General features: G+C 35.0%; 21 protein-coding genes. All 21 read right to left on the bottom strand.

Annotated elements, in window-relative coordinates; translation table 11 throughout:
* Positions 1–128: 128 nt before the first annotated feature.
* On the bottom strand, positions 129–902 hold the full coding sequence (locus ACB089_RS08650) for a DNA and RNA helicase (protein WP_374966059.1): 774 nt from the start codon (positions 900–902) through the stop codon (positions 129–131).
* A 49-nt stretch (positions 903–951) separates the two neighbouring features.
* Positions 952–3600: a molecular chaperone gene (locus tag ACB089_RS08645; protein ID WP_374966058.1), complete on the bottom strand. Its 2649-nt coding sequence runs from the start codon at positions 3598–3600 to the stop codon at positions 952–954.
* 24 nt (positions 3601–3624) lie between these two features.
* The gene (locus ACB089_RS08640; RefSeq protein ID WP_374966057.1) at positions 3625–4320 is read right to left on the bottom strand and encodes an iron-dependent peroxidase; all 696 of its coding nucleotides are present in this window, start codon (positions 4318–4320) and stop codon (positions 3625–3627) included.
* A complete protein-coding gene (locus ACB089_RS08635) occupies positions 4311–5588 on the bottom strand; it encodes a normocyte-binding protein (protein ID WP_374966056.1) in 1278 nt (425 codons plus the stop codon). The genes ACB089_RS08640 and ACB089_RS08635 overlap by 10 nt, the downstream gene beginning before the upstream one ends.
* A gap of 1 nt (position 5589) precedes the next feature.
* A complete protein-coding gene (locus ACB089_RS08630; protein WP_374966055.1) occupies positions 5590–7236 on the bottom strand; it encodes a serine/threonine protein phosphatase in 1647 nt (548 codons plus the stop codon).
* A gap of 51 nt (positions 7237–7287) precedes the next feature.
* Positions 7288–8124 (bottom strand): PP2C family protein-serine/threonine phosphatase, encoded by an 837-nt coding sequence (locus ACB089_RS08625; RefSeq protein ID WP_374966054.1) that lies wholly within the window; start codon positions 8122–8124, stop codon positions 7288–7290.
* A 6-nt stretch (positions 8125–8130) separates the two neighbouring features.
* A complete protein-coding gene (locus tag ACB089_RS08620) occupies positions 8131–8655 on the bottom strand; it encodes an FHA domain-containing protein (RefSeq protein WP_223556189.1) in 525 nt (174 codons plus the stop codon).
* Positions 8656–8695: 40 nt separating this feature from the next.
* The gene (locus ACB089_RS08615) at positions 8696–9271 is read right to left on the bottom strand and encodes an FHA domain-containing protein (protein ID WP_374966053.1); all 576 of its coding nucleotides are present in this window, start codon (positions 9269–9271) and stop codon (positions 8696–8698) included.
* A gap of 36 nt (positions 9272–9307) precedes the next feature.
* Entirely contained in the window at positions 9308–9742 is a 435-nt protein-coding gene (locus ACB089_RS08610) for a J domain-containing protein (protein WP_374966052.1), read from the bottom strand.
* A 92-nt stretch (positions 9743–9834) separates the two neighbouring features.
* Complete coding sequence (locus tag ACB089_RS08605; RefSeq protein ID WP_368636830.1) at positions 9835–10260, bottom strand: membrane-associated protease 1; 426 nt, start codon at positions 10258–10260, stop codon at positions 9835–9837.
* Between the two features lie 223 nt (positions 10261–10483).
* Positions 10484–12652 carry a transcriptional regulator gene (locus tag ACB089_RS08600; RefSeq protein ID WP_374966051.1) on the bottom strand — a complete coding sequence of 723 codons (2169 nt, stop codon included), beginning with the start codon at positions 12650–12652 and terminating at the stop codon, positions 10484–10486.
* A 449-nt stretch (positions 12653–13101) separates the two neighbouring features.
* Positions 13102–14025 (bottom strand): serine/threonine-protein kinase, encoded by a 924-nt coding sequence (locus ACB089_RS08595; RefSeq protein ID WP_374966050.1) that lies wholly within the window; start codon positions 14023–14025, stop codon positions 13102–13104.
* Between the two features lie 748 nt (positions 14026–14773).
* Positions 14774–15187 carry a hypothetical protein gene (locus tag ACB089_RS08590; RefSeq protein WP_374966049.1) on the bottom strand — a complete coding sequence of 138 codons (414 nt, stop codon included), beginning with the start codon at positions 15185–15187 and terminating at the stop codon, positions 14774–14776.
* The gene (locus ACB089_RS08585; RefSeq protein WP_374967526.1) at positions 15184–15300 is read right to left on the bottom strand and encodes a deaminase domain-containing protein; all 117 of its coding nucleotides are present in this window, start codon (positions 15298–15300) and stop codon (positions 15184–15186) included. Before ACB089_RS08585 ends, ACB089_RS08590 begins: the two co-directional genes overlap by 4 nt.
* Positions 15284–15556, bottom strand: coding sequence for a hypothetical protein (locus tag ACB089_RS08580; RefSeq protein WP_374966048.1), 273 nt, complete (start codon positions 15554–15556; stop codon positions 15284–15286). Before ACB089_RS08580 ends, ACB089_RS08585 begins: the two co-directional genes overlap by 17 nt.
* A complete protein-coding gene (locus ACB089_RS08575; protein WP_374966047.1) occupies positions 15556–16263 on the bottom strand; it encodes a phage baseplate assembly protein V in 708 nt (235 codons plus the stop codon). The genes ACB089_RS08580 and ACB089_RS08575 overlap by 1 nt, the downstream gene beginning before the upstream one ends.
* 397 nt (positions 16264–16660) lie before the next feature.
* Complete coding sequence (locus tag ACB089_RS08570; RefSeq protein WP_374966046.1) at positions 16661–17407, bottom strand: DUF4261 domain-containing protein; 747 nt, start codon at positions 17405–17407, stop codon at positions 16661–16663.
* Positions 17408–17456: 49 nt separating this feature from the next.
* A complete protein-coding gene (locus tag ACB089_RS08565; RefSeq protein ID WP_167397445.1) occupies positions 17457–17927 on the bottom strand; it encodes an Imm30 family immunity protein in 471 nt (156 codons plus the stop codon).
* A 22-nt stretch (positions 17928–17949) separates the two neighbouring features.
* Positions 17950–18441, bottom strand: coding sequence for a hypothetical protein (locus tag ACB089_RS08560; RefSeq protein WP_374967666.1), 492 nt, complete (start codon positions 18439–18441; stop codon positions 17950–17952).
* 597 nt (positions 18442–19038) lie between these two features.
* Complete coding sequence (locus ACB089_RS08555) at positions 19039–19350, bottom strand: SMI1/KNR4 family protein (RefSeq protein WP_374966045.1); 312 nt, start codon at positions 19348–19350, stop codon at positions 19039–19041.
* A gap of 194 nt (positions 19351–19544) precedes the next feature.
* Positions 19545–20468, bottom strand: a complete 924-nt coding sequence (locus tag ACB089_RS08550; protein WP_374966044.1) for a serine/threonine protein kinase — start codon at positions 20466–20468, stop codon at positions 19545–19547.
* Between the last annotated feature and the right edge of the window lie 114 nt (positions 20469–20582).

Genomic DNA, 20582 nt, shown 5'->3' with positions numbered 1-20582 from the left:
TGCTCATCTATATTGACAAAGTCCTTGGAAGGCTCCTCATACGGTGTATATCCTTCTTATAAAGCCGCTTCCTGCTGAGCTAATTCACGTAGTCCGTTCATGAACATTCTTCATCTGCAGACCATCAGCTAGTCAACAATCATGCGCTTTGGTCGCCCTTGGCTATGCCCTGTCATACGACCACCGCGCTTTGATTCCAATAAAATACGGTTCAAGTATTTATGAATTTGACTATTAGAAAATGTTTGGTAGTCTAGCTCTAGCCGATTGCAAATATAAAAATCAATCGCATCTCGTTGAACCCGCTCCTGATTTATGCACTCTAAAGCAAAAGCTATATCATACGGATTCGCTGGGCGATTTTTTAACAGCTCTCGTGCAAAATAGTGCAAAATGATTGGATGGTATGTGCTTTTTTGAAAACCTGCAAATTGACTGTGAAGATAATTAACCGTATTGTATTCAGTCGCAATATCGGAAAAATCAATATACTCCGAGCGCAGTTTTGCACCCGATTTTAATTTAAAGCGCGCTAACTCTAGCTCATTATTTGCAAGTTCTAATGAATCATCTAGGACTATTTCTGTTGTGAAGTTTCTAAAATCTAATTCATTCACTTCTTCAGCAAACCGCACTTTTAGAATCGTTTCGCTTCCTGTTGCCTCATAAGGAAGCTCATAGCTACTATGTAGCATATAGAGCTTTCCGTTATGCTTAATAACGCCTTTCCCTATAATGAGGCTTGTATCTGCTACGATAATATTGGCACCAGCAATAATGCCATTAGAATAATCTTGGAAATACAAATCTAAAAATTCTCTTGGGTAATCTCGCAAATTTTCCAGCATTTCTCGCTTTAAAATGCGCCCTTTTTGAAAATGTGGATATTGATTGGCAAACAAGCTGTCACCCACCTCTTTTCTTGTTTTTCACTGTTATCCTCTGGAGGTTTTACTTTAATCCATCAAAGAAATCTAGCTCAGACAAATCTGTTTCAAAAGCAAAGAATTCCTTCCTTCCAATAAACAGCTGTTCGTCTTTTCTTGTTACCGGTACGACATGGAAGCCCCAATGATCTTCTCCTGCGAAGACAAAGAACTTTACTTCTCCATTAACGATGGAATCTGTCTCGTCTTGTGGAATTTTATCTTGATAATGCGTCGCGATATTCTCATAAAGGACAGGCACAAAATCCTCTTGACGATTAAAGTAAGTGTATTTATACGATAAGTTATCATCACTACCCGTTAGGAAGAATTCAACCTCTGTTACACCCCACGGACGGGAAATTGTACCGTGAATTTGATTCAGCCTCTCTAAACTACTGATGAGTAATTTTTCCTGACGATTATGTGTAAAGGCGCTAACCGTATAAGGTACTACTGGTGCATGATTCGTCACTTCCGTTTCGATCATGCCAATCTTTTTCGCATTTAAATAACGAAGGGCTCCTCTTAGGCAGGCAAGTTTTAGTTCAGGTACTTTGCCGACATTTTCAGCCTTTTGTCTAAATTCAATGCTGCGTCCTGGTACAAATTCCTTTAATGCCTCGCGGAACGCATCGATTTTACAAGATTGTCCAGTTAGTTTGATAATGGAATATTCTCCCAGAATTCCACTCTCATAAAACTCCTCTAAAAACTCTCGCACAATATCATAAATATCAGCCTTAATAAGATGATTGATCTCCTTAATGTTGAAGAAGACATTTGGATAATCATAAACTTCCTTAAATTGATTGTTTTCTAGCATGGAAAGACACCAGCGGTCTACAGCTGTGACATTTAAATCACTATCCTGCTGCATATCACTCTCCGAATAAAAACGACTTCTTAAAATGCCCGTTTTTCGGAAAAATTCCTTCTTCATTTCCTCTGCCATTTCCCATAAGAAATAATAATTATTGCGGACACGTAGATATTCATCACGTGTTCGATTTTCATACTCCTTAAAACGAGTAGGGATAATGTACTCGGCATCTAAAAAGGCTTTTTCGAATTGCTCGTACACTGCTTCTGTGCCGTAATCGTCTACATATCGATAAATATCCTTACCAGGAATATCAATTAATGCATCGATATCATAAGCGTTTTTCCCTCGACTATAGTAATTCGCAAAGACAATTTTCATAAATTGAAAAATACGATATGTAATATTGTTGCCACCAAAATTCGTATCGCCATTTTCATACGTTGTATGAATATCAATTTTGTATGAAATACGCCCATCCTCTATTCGAAACTTACAGGAGGAAAGGTCTGTAGTTCCACCTCCACAATCGATCACGAGTGCTTTATATAGCTTGCCATCTAGAAAGCTATTATTCTCTATTTGATTGGCGATCGTATTATAAAGAACCGCCATGCCTTCATCGAGGGCATGCTCCGTTTCGATTTGGTATTCAGGTAAAATCGCATGAAACATATCTAAAAATTGCGTTTTCAGTTTAACGGGACTGGAAATATGCAAATGCTTGAAGCGACATTTAAATTGATGCTCCGCCATGCGAATAATATAAAGCAAAAACTCTCTTAAAATTTGGCTTCGTGGCACAAGTGCCGTATTTCCGTTGGCATCCATCACCTCTTCCAATTTTGCATAATTACTAACCCAGCGTTTAATGCCTTGGAATTTCGTCGCCAATGATGTATAGCTATTTTTTTTCATCATTTTTAACGCTTCATAGCCGAAGTGATAGCTTACTTGTTCTGAATCCGAGCAATCTGCTACTGTCATGACGGTCGGCACTACTTCGATCCATTCATTTTGATGGAGCGGGTCTGGAAATTGGACAAAATTGATGCTATTTAGCTGAATTCTTTCATTTAATAAATCATGACTGCAAGGGGAAGCGACATAATCACTCTCTAAATAAACACCAGCTGTTGTATTTGTTGTTCCAAAATCAATAGCAAGAATGGCATTGGTTGTTTCTAGCTGTTTAATCTCTAAATCTGGTATTGGCACCTTATAGTAGTGAAGATTTGTAGGCGGAAGTGGGGACTCCTGATAGTAAGTCTTATAGATATACTCAGAATCTTGCTTTCTTAAAAAAATAAAGCTATAGTTTTTATTTTTTGTTTTCCGGATCCCAATCGCTTCATCAGCAGCAAAGAAGTACTGATTTGGGACTTGGTCGTCTTTTAGGACATTCAAAATACCGCACAGCTCCAATTGCTCATTTACTAGCAGTACATTGGATTCAACAAGAAAACCACCTGTTTCTACGAAATACTGATCGGGCTTATCCATCTTCATCCCACTATACAAACTCATTTTGGCTGGAATTTTAATATCACCATTATCAGACATAGGTGTTTTTAAATATTTTTGCATGGCCGCTTCGACTCTTTCAAAGCCCCCATCCTTGCTTTCTTTAATTAGAGGATTTTCTTCAGCACCACGATATCTTAAAATCTTGTCGATTAACTCGTCTCTTGTCAGTGTATTAATAAGCCCTGTCACAAGTTTTTCCTTATAACAAATATTTCTAAGCTGGAAGGTTGTCATTTCCATTAATTCTACCCGTGTATAGGTCATATATTTCTTTTCTGTATAACGCTTATTGGCATATAGCTTATATGAATATTTAGTCGTCATTCAAAAATCCCTCCTCTGCCCTGTTCAGTAAAGAACTATTCGATCTAGCTTCATTGTTTCCTCTGCATCCATAATACCGAAGTGATATTGCCAATAAACCTCTATATGAAAGCCAATTGGCAGAAAAATTTCTTGTACAAGCTGTACCTTTCGCTGATTTTGTTCTGTCTGCCTCTGAGGTATGTATAAAAGCAGCTCATCCTGCTCCTCCGATTTCACATAAATGATGCAATGTTTAAAGAGCCTTTTCAGCGTATCCTTTAATAAGTAGATTTCTTCCCCTGTCTGATAAAGCCTTAGCATATTCAGGACAACTATTTCTTGCTCCTTTTTCGTAAAAGCATGAATATTGTCACGTACCAAATTGCCAAAGACATTTGCTTCGATTTCTTTAAGAATAAATCGAATAAAGAACTCTCTTTTATTCATGCCCTGCATACGATCGATTTCAGCTAAGAAATGCAAGGCAATGTCAAAAAGATAGTCCCTAAACTCTATATTTGTAGTATTGTCAGGATGGAAAAGATTGTTAAAAATCTCAAAATAGCGATAATAAGGATTAACTTCAACATGCTGTTCAACATACTGCGCGTTTAATAGTTGTGGACTAAGTTCCATATAGGGCGAATAGGTTTTGGCAAGGTTAAAATAAATATCCTTTTTAGAAAGGCCTTCATCTTCAGCTTTAATAAGCAAATCCCAAATATAGTTCATAGCCAAACACCTTCACATTTATATTCAAAAAAATGTCGTTGCACTTCCGATACAAGGAAGCTCAAAATATCATTTGAAATAAAGTTTCTTTCCTCTTTCGCCTTAAACTTTAGTAGCATTGTTTTTTTATGATCACTTTCTCCTATCATTTCCGTTAAGAAGGGATTGACAGAGTGACTAAAGCTTGTTCCTGAAAACGAGTCCAAGATGTCAACTTCAACAAGCTCAAGTCTAGTGGCTACCTCGAAGGAATTAATCATACGAGTAATTTCGCCCTTCGTTTTAACACTCGCCGCATACGTATTAGCAAATTTGTTCATAAAATGCTCTATTCGTCGGTTAGATACAAGCTCGTAATTTAATTTCCCGATCTTCTCATCTTCCATTTTTACAATTTTTATGAGCTCCCAAACCCCTGATTTATCTTGCGGTGAAACAACTGTCAATTCATTGTCTGAACGTTTAACGTAGCGAACATTTTGCTCATCAGCTTCGACAAGATAGCCATGCTGGTTTCCGATTTTTCGTATGGAAAGGACATGCTCAAAATTCACCTTATCAACGGCCGGGACGGGAAATCCAATATTTTTCAGCGTATGCCGTTCAATGTTCCAAAGCGGCACCATATTCAGTCGTTTTTGCGGCTCATACTCCTCTAAATCAATGATTATTTCAGTGATTTCAACATCCTCGTTTAAAGAAGGACAATCCACCAAATTCACATCAAAAAATTTATGAGCGAATGGATGATTGATTGTCCTCCATGGTAAGCCATTTATTTGGAAGATTGGATATAGCCTATCGATTTCCTGCAAATAGCTGGTGTTTCTTGTAAGACTGACCTTAATCTCTACTTGTCCTTCTGTCGTGACTAGCTTTCCACTGAAGCGTCGCTGCTCAGCAAGTAACTGTCGAATTTGCATGGAATCACACTCTAAAAATAATGTGAACAGTACGGACGGTTCATTTTTTTTATACGATTCAAGCAGTTTTTTTATTTTGATAGGTTTACTTTCTAAATCAGCTGGCCGCATCGGGAATAAGCATTCATGAATGGGATCAATATCTTCCTTAGAACTAAGCGTCACATAAATGTCAAACCTGTCCTCTACATCATCTATTTCGTTGAATATGCGCTCCTCAAGTCTTTTGTTCATTTCATCCTGATAGTCGATTAAATTTACAAAAACGCCACTGACAATATCCTTTAGTAGCTGACGTTGTTCTAGATCCTCTATTTTACGTAACCGTTCAAACATGAGCTCTTTAATCAATTTATTTTCCCTCTTTCATCAACTCAGAATCAGATGGCTGATTGGCAGCTGTCCCTTCATCCATAGGTGGAATTTCTTCCTCAGGTACTGCTTTACCAGCAGCTGGTCCTTGAGGAACAGGATTTAATTTATCATTGGCGTTCATAACCTTTCGCTCTAAACCTAAAACCTTTGATAGGAGCTCTGTCTCCTGATAAATTTCCTGTGCAAGTGTATAATATTCAATTGCTTTTCCGTACTCTTGGCGTGCATAGCTTTGATCCCCGCTTTTTTCTAAGCCTTCAGCCTTTAATTCCTTCTGGGTCTTTTTCAATTCGGCTATTTTAGCCTCGGTCTCTTCTATTTTCGTCTTTATTTGAGGTTCGCCAGTATAGGCAATCGGAAGCGCTTTTTTTCTTGCCTTTTGATAGCTTTCAAGAGCTCCATTGTAATCCTCAGCCTCAAATCGATAATCTCCATCTTTTACTGCTTCAGCAATTTGTACAATGGTATCCATATTAGCGATCTTTTGTTCAGTTGCTTCTTTTCCAAAATCATCAATGAGCTTGCCTTCCTTTTTAGCCTTTTCATATTGCTTAAGCGCATCATCAAATTTTCCTGCTTCTGCTGATTTATCCCCGTTAATGATCAACTCAGTAATTCTTAACTTTTTAGCTAGCAAATTCCTATGTATTGGGTCGTGCAATTTCTTTGCTGCATTTCTACCCTGGCTATATTCAAGAAGCGCCTTTTCATAATTTCCATCTTGAAAATAAAGGTTTCCGCTCTTTTCATGATCTTTCATTTCTACGGTTAATTCAGCCATTTTTTTCCCTTGCTTTGCTTGATAATAAATTGCGCCTCCACCTACGATTAAAGTGACGATTAATGCAGCTGCAATCATTTTGATGTATTTCATTTTTTTCTTGTTTGTTTCCTGGTAAACCTTGTTAACAAATATAGCAGCGATTGTGTAATTATTAACAACCTTTCTTTGCCTGCTTAAAAGTACCTCTTCCAATAAATCAGTATATTGCTCTGGCTCTTTTACATCTTCCAGCGCGTCTGCCATCTCAATTTCACCGACATCTTCCCAAAAGCCGGCTGTACAAAGTACTAATACATCGCCATCCATTAACTTCATTTTCTTAGAGACAAAAGGCTGAAAATCATTTGGTTTGCCAAGATAATTTAGCAGATTGGTTCTTTCTTCATGCTGACTAATATCTAGCGAACGTTCCCTACTACTCACTAGCTCCTGTGCCAAGCTTTGATCGGTGCTTTTAAACGATAAAGTACCATTCCGGAAATGATACAGTCTCGAGTTTCCTGCTACTGCAACAATCATTTTTGAGTAATCTGATACGACTATAACGATACTAGCTTTTAATCTTACTCGTAGGCTCTGATTCTGAAGGATGTTCTGCGCATATCTTATATATTTTTTAATGCTTCTTCTGGACATGGATGGCTTTTCCATAAATTTTTCTAAAATCGCCTTCACAGCAAGCTCTGCACTACTTATTTCCTGATCTGAATCTAACCCCTTCACAGCTACCCAGCAGGCTACATCGTCCAGCTCCGTATAGGCAAAGTAATCTTTATTTTGCAAAAACGAGCCCGCTTCGGATAAAAAGCTTGTTTTAAAGTTGCTATTTTCCTTTCTCATGATTCCCCTCCTCAATATTAGTAGTAAGAGCTCTGACCGATAAAAAGATGATCATGTTTTTTCTAGGATAATGATTGTTGCATTATCTTGATTTTTCAAGCGTTTCTGTTCAACAGCTTTAATGATATTTTGCGCAATATCATAGGTTGGCGCATGCTGAGAGAGAATTTTTTCCATTTCAACTTCTGTTATGGTATCGTAGACGCCATCACTAAATAGACATACCTTGTCCCCTCTATGAAGCTGAATCGGGCTTTTTCCTATATCTAGATTTTTAAAACCTTCATATCCTAAATAATTGATAAGTCTCTTCTTTAAAGGGTTTTCCTGCACTTCAAGCTGCGATATTTCACCAGCTATATAACGCTCTGTTAACACGGATTCAAAAATATGCTTTTGATTGATCGCGATAAATTCTCCGTTTCGAAAAATTGTTATGACACTATCTCCAACGGCTCCCCAATGAAGGAATCCATTGTTATCAATAACGACCGCCACTAATGTAGTACCACCATTAGAGCCATTTAAATTTTCGAGAATCATCTGGTTACTCGCTAAAGCCGTTTCCTTAAAAAATTTCTCCAGATTACTTAGGCCACTTAGCTTTTTGAATTCTTGTATAAATGTCGTGACAGCAACCGTACTTGCCATCCTACCGTTTGCTAATCCACTGATGCCATCTGCCAGAACTGCAATGGTTCCATAATTCGTTTCAGATGTAGAGAAATAGTCATCCTGCTCATCACGTCTACCAATTGTTTGACCATTTCCAATTTCAATCCTGCTTGTTTCATTTTTTTGCGTAAGCATGCTTCTAATCATTAGTAATGTAATGAGTACAATAATAAATACTAGCGCAATTATGTACGGCAGTAGTTCCAGTCCCATTTATCATCATTCCTCGCTCTGGTTGTTTTCCCATTCAAAGTGAACGCCACATAAAGGAATGAAAAGGAACATACTTCCACCTAATTGGATTACATCATATGCCGCTAACTCTGTTGGTGTATAAATTGCTTCATTGTTAAGATAGGCTAATCCCGATGCATCTCCAGGAAGTAAATAGAAATTCCTTTTTTTAGGATCATAAACGATGACAGCATGGTTACGCTTAGAAATTGAATTATCTCCCACAATACGAATATGCATATCTTCAGCTCTACCTATAAAGTTCTTTTCCGATAAAATTCGATAGTCTCGCCCCATCTGAGGTCCTTCAATACAAACTAACCATCCCGTTACCGGATCGATTCCATCCATTTCTCCGAGATATGGCATTGTCTTATCATCAACATCTACTGTTGTTTGCTGACCGCTTGATCTTTGCTCCTGTTCCACCATTACATTGCAATACGGACAAACATTTCTATGTCTTCTTGAACTAAACATGTGACCATTTGTACATCTAATCAAACTCATTTTCGCTATCCCCCGTCTATGTTACGAATTTTATTTTTCTCTATTTCACTAAAATTCGTGTATTTGCTATGTATATCGTATCTCCATTACCTATTGGGTAAGGACTCTCGTGCTTTAATCTATTTTTAACGCGCTTATGAGCTTTTTTAATACCAACACCATTGACAGAATCAATGTCCTCTATGTACCATACTCCAGATACACAATTTAATACGGCATGCTCATAGTTGATGAGTGATTCATACTCTGTACCACTTAAGTCGATATCTGCCTTATTGTCAGTTGAACTTTTTCCAATTAATAATGAAGATTGGTCATCTATCGCCCATTCCTCGATTTCCACTCCCCGATCATTAAGGAGAACTAGCTTTTGAATGTCCGCTATGGTCACATCGTTTTTTGTTACTCTTTTTTCATATTTAATAGAGCCAAAAATAATAGCGAGTATGACCATTACTGTTCCAATAATCGTTTTCAACAGAACATCCTGATTCATGACAAATACATATAGAATAAAAAAGAAGGCAATTGTAACAATAATGATATCGATAATTTTTATAATCATTTGTTTATTTGTGTTTTCACTGTATACATCCATTGAATTTTGGTCATACATGATATCACACTCCTTCATACTTGCTATGGCTTTCTATTACTTGTTAAAAAATCGTTCAAATAAATCCGTTGTATCTATCGGATTCTTCTTTGTATTCTTGTTAAGGGTTGATGACGTTTCCTTTGTTTTAGGATTAAAGCCAAAAAAATGCTCAAAGTTCTTTTCAATATTGTCCATATTAAAATCTGGCTTTTTTTCAGTAGACTGTTGGTGTGAAGATTGTTTTTCATTTGTCTGTCCTCTACTCCAACTTTGACCCACTCCATCTAGTCGCGCGTCATATGCCTCTCTTGAAGCCTGATCCTTCAGTACTTTGTATGCCTCTGTCACTTCTAAAAAAATCTTTTCAGATTCTTTGTTTCCACCGCTCACGTCTGGATGATGTTTTTTTGATAGCTTTCGATAAGCGAGTTTTATTTGATCGTATGTGGCGTCTCTACTAACACCTAAAGTTTCATAATGTGTTTTCATGTTTTTCATCCCCAGTATTAGGATTATTCAAAATTATCTAAGGAGCTATAAAAGCCCCTTAGATAATGTGGAATGTCTATCAAGCAGCAATCTTAGACAGCGTAGCCGCCTTCGATTTTCGCCAAGTCTGTTTTGTCTTTCTTTTGCTTAACGTATAAGTAGAATTCACCGATACCTTCTGTGTCACCAAATTTTTCTGTGTAGTCAACAACAAAGGCATTTGGGAAATGAATTTTTCTTACTACTTGATCAGCAGAAATAACTTCTAATGTTACTTTACGGTAGCAGTCAGCTTTTTCAGCTGGTACTAATGACCATAATCCTAATTTCATCGTATCATCAGAATTGTCACCATCAGTTGCAGTAAGGATTTTACCTCTAATTTTTAATGTTGCTCCTACATCTGTAGAACGTGCGTTAGAGTCATTTGGAGTATCTGTATCATACTCAACAGATATAATGCTATCTAACCCTAGTTCAATTGCTTCTGATCCTTCTACTTTTAATACAAAACCCATTCTTATTACCTCCTAAAATTTGTAGAATCGACTCGTTAAACTGCTGTAGATGAAATTTATAATGTTTTCAATTTCTCAAGCCTAATGCAAGTGCATAAAGCATTGAGAAATATGTAATCATTTCACCTTGCAATTTATGGTAGATTCATATTTATGTTAAAAGATTTATGAATAAATCTTAAACATCCTACTTAAAAAGTTGATCATTGTATGTTTAAACTTGTTAGGCCTTAACAGCGCTTGATGCCTTTGTAATCATAACTTCTAGGTTCTTCACATTACCGTTGAACATTAGGTCAATCTGGCATAGGCTTGTTTTTTCATCGATAAAGAAGCCGATATCGTCTCCATCATGAATAATGGAGTTTACAAAGCCTTTATCATTAAGCCACTTGCTTTTTTGACTACTCGGATTATTACTAAAGAATCGAACGATATTTTCGTGCTTAAAGTCACCTGATTGGAATCGTAGAATTCTTTCAATATACGTACTAACTTGTGTTTTGTAGATTGAATCAAATCCATCTTCTTCCATCGCTAAGCTTCTTGCTTTATACACGGTAATACGCTTAATATCCTTATCTTGAAGCTGAGCATTTTCTGAAGAGAATACAAAGCCAAAGCTTCTGCTGTTAATAGCATCTTTAATATTATTAGTAAACCCTGAGATTTCTTTTGCCATTGTTGTAACGGCTCTAAGTGAGTTATCTCCGGCTTCAATATCGAATCGCACACCAGGGTAATTTCTCTGAACACTTCTGAATGATTCTTTCAAATATTCTGGACATTGATAAGCTGAGACGATACCTGCAGCTACATAACTTGCACCAACATAGACTCCTTCTATCCAAAGCTTTAAGATATCCTCTTTTTCTTTAGACAGTCGCGCTCCATTTTCTGTTGTTTGCATTCTTGTATCAATGATTACACCTGATTTATCTTTTGGAATAATGGTGAAGTTCGGTAGACATGGTATTGCGAACTCACTATAGTCTTTTCGAACAAGCACTGAGCATTTATCGATCAGTCGATCAATACCTGCTGTTGCAATGCCATTGAATGTTGTTTCTTCTTCTGCCATGAAGTTGAAGAAGATTTGAATCTTATAATCTTTCACTGTATCTAAAAGAATAGATAACGATTCCATTGTATTTCCTTCTTGCTTAGCAACTTTATCGTTCCCTTTAAATCTAGATCTGCTAACTTTCATTTTTCCAGATGCCTCTAGTTCTAGGGCAGGGACAATCCCGTACCAAACTGTATCTGTAAAGTCATTTTTAGAGTTAACAGTGTTTAAATACGTACGTAATCGTGGTACGTTATTACTTTTAACGAGCATATCTAACTTCGTGTTTGTTACAAGTAACGAAGGCTGCATACCTTTGTTTTTAGTCGCATACTGATCAAAGTACATTTTTACGCCTAATAGTTTTTCCACTAATGGCTTCACTGTTTTTACAAATTCATCCTTAGCATTCTTATAGAATTCTAAGTAGGTATTGTAGTTTTGTACCTCAGTTTCTACATCAAATTCAGCCTTCACAGCTGGCAATGGAGAGAACGTTCTTACGACTAAATCTTTGACATAAGAGGATGGTGATTCTGTAATCGCCTCGTAGTCCTCTTCAAAAACTGTGCTTAAACCATAGTTACTATTTTCTTCAATAACCATCAGTTCAGAGCTATTATTTTGTGGTGCCTCAATGATTTTTAATTCACCATTGTCACCAATAGAAAGTGTCCCAATTTGTAATTTTTCGGACTCATCTTCATCCTGATTAACGCCCAACAATAGTCTTGTTTTAATATCTTCGATCGCTAATGGAAGCATCGCCATGACATTGTTGTAATTTCTACTTGCTACTTCAAACATCAGGTTTAGCTTGTCCCCTGTATCCAATTTTTTTGGATCGCCGTCATCTAATTTGTCATATTCACCGTATAGGTAATGGATTTCTTTTCGGACTTGTCGAATGTCGTCCATAACCTTTTTAGGAGAGATCATATCGAGCAGATTTTCAAATTTAAAATCTACATTCGCAATGCCCTGACTTCTTTTCGTATCAATGAGGGTGAATAGCATCTTTAAAAAATCATTATTTTGATCAATGGCTATTTCAGAAATACAGTCGTCTTGAATTCCCTCAGGTTTTTTAAGTGTATACATTACCTTTTGGTTAGCAGCATTGTAGAATGAGTAAACCGTTGGAGAAAACTTATCTAAAAATTCGTCGAAGCTTTTGACAAGTAGATATTGATTGATTTCTTTAATCTTTTCATCACTAAGACTGTCAATCCCTTTGACATCTCCAACAAGCGTGATTAAATCCATTTTTTCCGGATTAATTTCCTCAAAGAGCATGGTTCTGTTTGTTTGACTAATAATCTCCATTCAGTCGGCCGTATGATTATACAGCCATCCCTCCTTTTATAACGAATTTCGAGTAAGCATAATCAATAGTGATCTAGGTATTTAAATTTTAAAAGCGAATCTTCAGTTATTATTCAGTAGATTAATAAACATACATGATTCTCTAATATTTTATTTAACACCACATCACCGATGATAATATGTATCACAAAGTAACTATATACAATTTCTAATTTTACTGTCAATATTTGCAATAGAATATTCTGTAAAATAAGAATATTGTTTCATGTTTAGTGAAAATTAGATGAAGTTAATTTTATGATATTTTACGCAAAAAATATTCTTAAATCTTTATTTTTTATTATAAAAACAGCTTATGGCGTTGTTATTGCTAGTCCATAAGCTGTTCGGTAAGTACTTATTTATTTTTGTAAAATGAGAATATAGCATCAAATTTGTGAAATAATTGGTCATTTAGAATTATTTACCTTTAAATAGGTCCTTATCCTGTTGATATTGTGTTCCAAAGAAATGATCAACTCCATATATTTAAGTGAAGGGCATCTTCTTTTTGCATGCACAGAAAGCCCCCACATAATGGTTTGTGACAACAGAATACTCACTTTTTTATTATAATATCTGACATTCTCAATCCTATCCTCGATTAGTCGCTGGGATATATCCATTGGAATTACATTTGTTAGTGAAAAATAAAATGTTGCAGCTAAACTATAGATATCTGTATAAACACCCTGCTCTGATTTATAGGAATATTGTTCAAGAGGAGAATAGCCCGAACTTGTAAAAATTTGATAATTTTCAGCTGTTTTATAAAAAATCGCTGAGCCGAAATCTAGTAAATATGGATTACCCTCTGAATCTATCATAATATTACTTGGTTTAATGTCACGATGGAGTATGCCTTTTTTATGTAAATAGCACAAAGCTTTCATTAAAGGGAGAAATATATCCGAATATAAATGATCTCTTTCATGAATTTGAAACTTATTTAAATACTGATCTAATAACATCCCTTCATAATAATTCATTACGATATAAATCGATTCATTCTCCTCAAAATGTTCGATATATTTGACGATATTGGGATGATCGATTTGCTGCATAATGAACGCTTCATTCTGAAAAATCTCTTTTAAATCTTTAAATTTCTGCTTCGTTGAAGGTAAACGGTTAACTACAGTCTTATTATCTAAATCCCGTAAAGCGATATCGTGTGGAAAAAACTCTTTCATAATTACCTTGTCCCCACCATTGTTATTTTCGGCAATATAGACGATGGATAATTTACTAGTAGCCATAACTTTTTGAATTTTATATGTATCATTTAAAACACTGTTTGTTGGTAAACTCAACTCAACTTGAATCGTTTGCATCTTCAATCTACCATCCCTTTCATGACATTTCGTCGTAAATCATGTACAATTCGTGGCAAAATAAGTAAAAATATCACACGTGTTGATTAATCAAAATTATACAGTCATTTGATGATTGATGTCCCAATGAAACATCAATGTGAAATTTTCACAAATTTAAAACAGCCTTTATCTTGTCCATAAGTAAATGCACTTGGTCTTTCTGTTCCGGATTTTCACCAACAAATTCCATACCGTTTCTTTCAAACAACCATAGAAATCTGACTGTTCATAATGATTTTGTTATATGATGCAGTGTTACTAAATAGCATTATGCCTTCTTTAAATTCAATCTCCTCAGAATGCTCTGGAAGTTCATATCCCAATAAATGATCTTGCCACGGCTCTCCATTAGATAAAAACTCTAGTAGACAGATTTTTATTTTTTTAATCTGTCTACCTAATGGGGAGCATATCATCATACCGAGAAGGTGCGCTATTTTTTTATATTTCGGGCTTACAGAATATGTTTAGAGTCATTCACTTATTTAGGGATTAAAAAATAATTATTCGTTAGCATAACAATTAAAAAACAACCAGAAATCGGCATAACCGTTAACTGGCTGTTGATTAAAATCAGTTTTTTATTTTCCAATTAATCGAAAATAAATATCTTAATTAAAATCTCTTACAACTACATATCTCTATTTGAGATAAAAAAACAAAGAAACTTAATTCAAACTAGTTGTAAACTTTACTCACCTTAGAATCATATATAGCTATCTGGTTTTTTACTCAAGATATAATCAATACTAACTTTAAAGAAATCATCAGTTTGAATTATTTTGTAGTTTTCTTTTTTTAATAATTTCTTACATAATTCCATTTCATTTAAAAGTTGATCAACTTCTTTTTTTTCTATTGTATTATCAAACTCTGTATTATTTAAGTAAATTTCAAGTTTCATATAAATATAATCAGCAATTTCATTTAATTTTAGACTTTCGATTGCTATTAAAGTAAAATAAGCCGTTTTGCTAAAAACATTTGCGTTAACCCCCCTTTGAAATTCTTCTAAAATTTTCGCTGATGTCTGGGCAACATTATAATTATTTTCATTAATATATTCGTCAAATCCAAAAACAACGATATCTTTTATTTCTTCAATACATGCTATTTTCATTGAATCATTCCTTTACTGTATACATTTAGCTTAATATTTGGATACTTATGTCTAAATTCAAGTATCAAATTTGTACAGCTTTGACAAGTATCCCACTCAGTGAAAAGATTTATTTCTCCTTTTATATTTGGGTCTTTTAAACCTCTTGACCAATTTGCTCTTGGATAAATTATTTTTAAGCTTCCTGGCTTTTGTCAAGACCTTGCCTAGCTTTTTCTTCGCTTTTTTTAAGGATTTCTTTAGTTTCTTTTTGGCCTTTTTGATTTTCTTTTTAACGGACTTAGCCGCTTTTTTAACTTTCCCTACAGCGGGGATACTACCTAAAGCACTACCTAGTGCTCCGAAGAATCCTTTACCCTTCTTCGCCATTAAGCATCACCCCCACCAATAGCGATCATGCCCATGACGTCTAGTGCGGATTCAAGGTCAGCGCCTTCTCCCGATGTATTAGACACGAAAACTGGTGCTTTGTTCGAGCCTTCCATTGTCACAACCTGTCCCTGAATATCGGTGATTCCATCAAAAACGAGACTGCTGGAGCCACATGTTAAGCGCATGGATTCTGCTGCGCTCATGGAGATGCTTTTACCTGCAAAGGTGATCGTATCACTGGCTGTTAGTGTAAGCGGATGCTTACTATGTACTTCTACTCCGCTTCCCTGATCCAACTTTAGGAAAACGGCGCCTTCCTGTGCAGTAAATGTGACAGATTGTGGGTCTAGCTTGATGTCCTTGCCTTTTGGTGTGCCCCAGTAGGAAGTTTTTGGATCGGCTGTCTTTGGGTTGGCGTCGCCGCCCTTTCGTACGCTGTGGCGAACAACTGCTGCTTCCTCTCGGTGTGTCGTGAATGCAAGGTGAACACTATCGCCTTCCTCTGGCGGGCTGTAAAAGCCGCTATATCCTTCTGCAGTATAAGGCGTAGCAAGTGAGAACCATATGGCTTCTTCCTTTTTTTGTGCCTCATCAATGGATAGGTGCAAGCGTACTTGATCTTTTTTGACCTCTAATACCTTACCCTCAATCGCTGTGCCTGTTAATAAAGGAATACTTAGTCTCCCATTCAAAGATAAAAACAATTTGTTCTATTGGGGTGTTGACTTTGTCACAATGAAAATAAACAGCTCACACACCATAAAAAAAGGTTGTATGAGCTGTTTAAGTTAAATCCAAGCTTTTAACTTTTGATAATAACTATGTTAATAAAGCCATTTTAGTTTTTGATTAATATATTGTGTTTGATTCAAGTTTTTCTTTCTTGTTCTTCTTCTGTTAATTCAGCGATATCTACCCTACTTAAATTCCACAACTTATTCTATTTTTTTAGGGACTATAATCAATAGACTTCAAACGTTTTTAATCGTTATATCCTTCCGGATCTTCTTCACTTATAAAATATCATATTTTTTCATGTCTCTACATCCGCTAACCAAGTAGATACAGGCATCCAATTGATAAATTCCTCAATAAGCAAAATCATTCATTTTTAGGTTGATGATGACGAATTAAATTCCATATCCCAAATGGATTAAAAAATAAATCATCTTCTTCAAACATTGTACAGTTTTCTTTTTTTAATAAATATATAGGAGCATTTGGGTCTAAGCTAAAAGTTTCCCCATCATTAATTTTTGGTTTTTCTATAAGGCTGTATAAACAAAATACTTTAAACAACTGCTCAACCTCAGCCGCTGTGATTCCTTCTGTTGTTGTTATAACATCAGGATATCCAAAATTTTGCATGCCAGTAGTGTAAAAGAAATTATCGTCTCGAGACATCTGAATAAACGCAGTGAATACTTTTTTAATTTCTTTATTATTTGTTATATCCAGCCAATCTTTCTTTGTGCAAGCTCTTCCAGAAGATTCAACATTTACTGCAATTCCACCAGCATGTAGTACTGCACTTGCAACTTCCATGATTCTTAATACATTTTCTAAAGTACCTCCTTCACTAATAATATACACAATGCTATCATGTTTTTTCAGATTATTTATATCATCTTTACTAAATGATCCATTTCCAGCTATTTCAAAAGCCTCGGCAACATAATTATTATAATCACTAATTTCGATTTCAAAGAATTCGTCTGGCTTCTCAAAATTGCCAATATGCTTCCCAAAATATATATAACCATTACCTTTTTTAGCCATAGCTTCTTTGAATTCATTTCTGGTTTTCCAAAATCCAGGTATACCCAAAACAATTTTTGGTAATTTCATTATAATATCACCTAGTATCTTAAGTATTATTTTTAAAACTATTTTTATTTTAGCTCAACTTTTCTAAGATTGAATTAACTTTTTCTAAATATAAGTCTGAATCTTCCTCTTTTATCTCAAAAAGAATTCCTTTAATTAATTGTTTTGTGGGATCACTTACATTCTCTAATGCATTGATATATGATATTATCAAATTTTCTGAGTTTAAAAGTGTCCGATGAATTCTCTCAGCCCAAAATTCTGCGTGAGGCAACATTTTAGGTATACTAATAGCAAGTTTATATAATCCTTCTTCCCTCCCAGATTTTTCAGCAATATAAAATATTGTTTCAATAAGGTAGTCGCCTGCCGAAGGTTCTGCAATATCATCCTCAAAAATCGTACAAAGATCAGGAATTATATCATTCGTCCCTCTATGTGATAATTCATTAAGAATATTTTCAAACTCTTCAATATCGTCACCTTCATTTTCTAGAAAACGCATTTTGTATAAAATAGAAATATATTCTTTGGATTTCATTATATTTTACTCCGTTCTACCTTTATTCCTTCTGCTTTTCAAAAATCTTCACGTTTTTGCGCTCGTATTCCTCATAATAATCGATACATTCTTTCAATTTAGCTTTATTTTCTTTATTATATAATCCATCTTCTTTAAGAATTCTCCTTGCATCATTTATATCAAACGCTAGAGCATCTCGTGGCTTCAAAGACATGTATAAATCAAAATCTTCTTTTCTTGATTTTTGATTCAATCCATATGTAAAAGTTCTCCGATGCCTTCCCCCTTTTCCTGGATGCGGATGCTCTAAGAACATTGCATAACTTTCTTTAGTATCAATCCCAAACTCTTCTTGCATATATTTATTAGAAGGCATATGGTGACCCGTTATATCGTCTGCTTTTTCATTAGGAAGCTTTCCAAAATGCCCGTGTTTTAGCTCATTCGGAAGTAATTTGTCGCTAGTTTGTGGTATATTTTGCTTCTTATCCTCTGCAAATTTTTTATATCGTTCTTGAACCCTTTCTTTCATTTTATCATAATCAGTTTTAACCGTACCCTTAGGAACTTCATCGACTTTCCTTTCGAACTTGCTAATTAGATCTCCAAGCTTTTCCGTATCAACTTGGAGGGACCTCAATCCGAATAAATCAGCCGTTTGACTAAGCCTAACCTTAACAGGAATTGGAACATTCTGACATTCCTTTTTCCACCGTTAGCCGTGCTCATTCCGTCATAAACAGGGAGCTTGTATTTAACTTCATAAATACCTAGAATATCCGGATGTGGCGTTTTTGTTACACCTTGATTAATATTCTTTATCGGATCACCGAAGTTGTCTAAAATGTACTATTCAAAGTTTTCAAGGTTGTGTCCACCTTTTATACCTATAGTCGGTTTTGCTTTAAAACCTTCTACTTCAATTAAATGCTTATCATAACCAGTCTTAAAATTCACTTTAATTTTCGGATTAACTTTAGGAACTTTACCCGTCCCCTATGTTGTACTTTTAAATAATTCGGGGAAAAAGAAGAGGCTTTCTCTGGGTCGTTAGACCATAAAGAAAGCCCCGTTTAAATTAAAGAGATTAACCAACTATTAACTAATTCGAATCAATAAAATCCTATCATTAGTTTTCAGGAATATATAAATTATCCACAAATTCAGAGAAACTTTTAGAAATTAGTCGGATGTATTCCTCTCTTAACTCGTTATCTTCTTCAAAGTAATCCATATCACAATGAAATACACTACCTCTATCTTTCCCATCAATTGATAAACAAATCAAACTCCCCGCTGGGTCAATTCCAATTGGAAGAAAATTACTTGGTACCACTTGCATCAAATTATAACTTCTTAATTTCTCTTCTAGATTTATTTCATTTTCTATTGATAGAGGAAAAAAATGCTCCTTATTTACTGACTCATTTAAAGACGACAAGTAAAATGGCTACCATGTTTTTTTAAAATAACAATGTTGCATTATCTTGATTTTTTAAGCGTTTTTGTTCAACGGCTTTTATCATGTCTTGAGCAATATCATAGGGAGTAGCTTGCTGAGAGAGAATTTTCTCCATTTCAAACTCTGTTAAAGTATCATAGACTCCATCACTAAATAGACATACCTTGTCCCCTCTATTTAGATGAATCGGACTTTTTCCTATATCTTAGCCTATTGATAATATTTCCAACAGCAACGGCAAGTTCCATAAATTTAAGCGAAGAGCACCGCTTTTTTGCATGCACTGCCAGCCCCCACATAATAGTTCGTGATAAAATAATACTCACTTTTTCATTGTATTTTCTCACATTTTCAATTTTATCCTCGATTATACGTTTTGAGCTATCCAACGGGATAATTTCTGTTAAAGAAAAATAAAATGTTGCTGCTAAACTATAAATATCTGTATATACACCTTGCTCAGATACATTCGAATATTGCTCTAAAGGAGAATACCCCGGGCTTATAAATATTTGGTAATTCTCAGCAGTTTTATAAAAAATAGCCGAACCAAAATCCAGTAAATATGGATTACCTTCAGAATCTATCATAATATTACTTGGTTTAATATCACGATGAAGTATGCCTTTTTTATGTAAATAACTTAAAGCACCAATTAGAGGAAGAAATAAACTCGTGTACAAATGGTCCCTATCATTAATAGGGAAATCCTTTAAGTATTGATCTAATAAAGTTCCTTCATAATACTCCATCACGATATAAATCGACTCATTTTCTTCAAAGTGGTCAATATATTTGACTATATTACGATGATTTATTTGCCGCATAATTAACGCTTCATTTAGAAAAATAGCTTTTAAATTCTCGAATTTCTGCTTTGTTGAAGGCAAACGATTAACGACTGTTTTATTATCTAAATCCCGTAAAGCAATGTCATTTGGGAAGAACTCCTTAATAATTATCCGATTCCCTTCCTGCGTATTTTCAGCCATATAAACAAAGGACAACTTACTAGTAGCAATAACTTCTATTATTTTATATGTATCGTTCAAAACACTGTTTGTTGGTAAGCTCAATTCAACTTGAATCACTTGCATTTTTAATCTATCAGCCCTTTCAACACATGGATTACGAACAATTTGTTACATTTTCAATGTGGAATATATAATAATTTTAACTTTAATACAAATTAATGTAAGTATATCAATATA

The organism is Lysinibacillus sp. RS10, assembly GCF_041956855.1.
In the GTDB taxonomy this organism is placed as follows: Bacteria; Bacillota; Bacilli; order Bacillales_A; family Planococcaceae; genus Lysinibacillus; species Lysinibacillus xylanilyticus_A.
Note: the sequence above shows the minus strand (reverse complement) of the source record. Positions and strands in the feature narration are given on the sequence as shown.

What these genes read in the sequence shown, in the direction of transcription:
- ACB089_RS08605 (WP_368636830.1), bottom strand. Translation starts at nt 10,260, where the DNA reads ATGGGTTTTGTATTAAAAGTAGAAGGATCAGAAGCAATTGAACTAGGG.
- ACB089_RS08570 (WP_374966046.1), bottom strand. Translation starts at nt 17,407, where the DNA reads ATGAAATTACCAAAAATTGTTTTGGGTATACCTGGATTTTGGAAAACC.
- ACB089_RS08610 (WP_374966052.1), bottom strand. Translation starts at nt 9,742, where the DNA reads ATGAAAACACATTATGAAACTTTAGGTGTTAGTAGAGACGCCACATAC.
- ACB089_RS08590 (WP_374966049.1), bottom strand. Translation starts at nt 15,187, where the DNA reads ATGAAAATAGCATGTATTGAAGAAATAAAAGATATCGTTGTTTTTGGA.
- ACB089_RS08645 (WP_374966058.1), bottom strand. Translation starts at nt 3,600, where the DNA reads ATGACGACTAAATATTCATATAAGCTATATGCCAATAAGCGTTATACA.
- ACB089_RS08565 (WP_167397445.1), bottom strand. Translation starts at nt 17,927, where the DNA reads ATGAAATCCAAAGAATATATTTCTATTTTATACAAAATGCGTTTTCTA.
- ACB089_RS08630 (WP_374966055.1), bottom strand. Translation starts at nt 7,236, where the DNA reads ATGAGAAAGGAAAATAGCAACTTTAAAACAAGCTTTTTATCCGAAGCG.
- ACB089_RS08625 (WP_374966054.1), bottom strand. Translation starts at nt 8,124, where the DNA reads ATGGGACTGGAACTACTGCCGTACATAATTGCGCTAGTATTTATTATT.
- ACB089_RS08550 (WP_374966044.1), bottom strand. Translation starts at nt 20,468, where the DNA reads ATGCAAGTGATTCAAGTTGAATTGAGCTTACCAACAAACAGTGTTTTG.
- ACB089_RS08560 (WP_374967666.1), bottom strand. Translation starts at nt 18,441, where the DNA reads ATGAAAGAAAGGGTTCAAGAACGATATAAAAAATTTGCAGAGGATAAG.
- ACB089_RS08600 (WP_374966051.1), bottom strand. Translation starts at nt 12,652, where the DNA reads ATGGAGATTATTAGTCAAACAAACAGAACCATGCTCTTTGAGGAAATT.
- ACB089_RS08620 (WP_223556189.1), bottom strand. Translation starts at nt 8,655, where the DNA reads ATGAGTTTGATTAGATGTACAAATGGTCACATGTTTAGTTCAAGAAGA.
- ACB089_RS08615 (WP_374966053.1), bottom strand. Translation starts at nt 9,271, where the DNA reads ATGTATGACCAAAATTCAATGGATGTATACAGTGAAAACACAAATAAA.
- ACB089_RS08580 (WP_374966048.1), bottom strand. Translation starts at nt 15,556, where the DNA reads ATGGCGAAGAAGGGTAAAGGATTCTTCGGAGCACTAGGTAGTGCTTTA.
- ACB089_RS08595 (WP_374966050.1), bottom strand. Translation starts at nt 14,025, where the DNA reads ATGCAAACGATTCAAGTTGAGTTGAGTTTACCAACAAACAGTGTTTTA.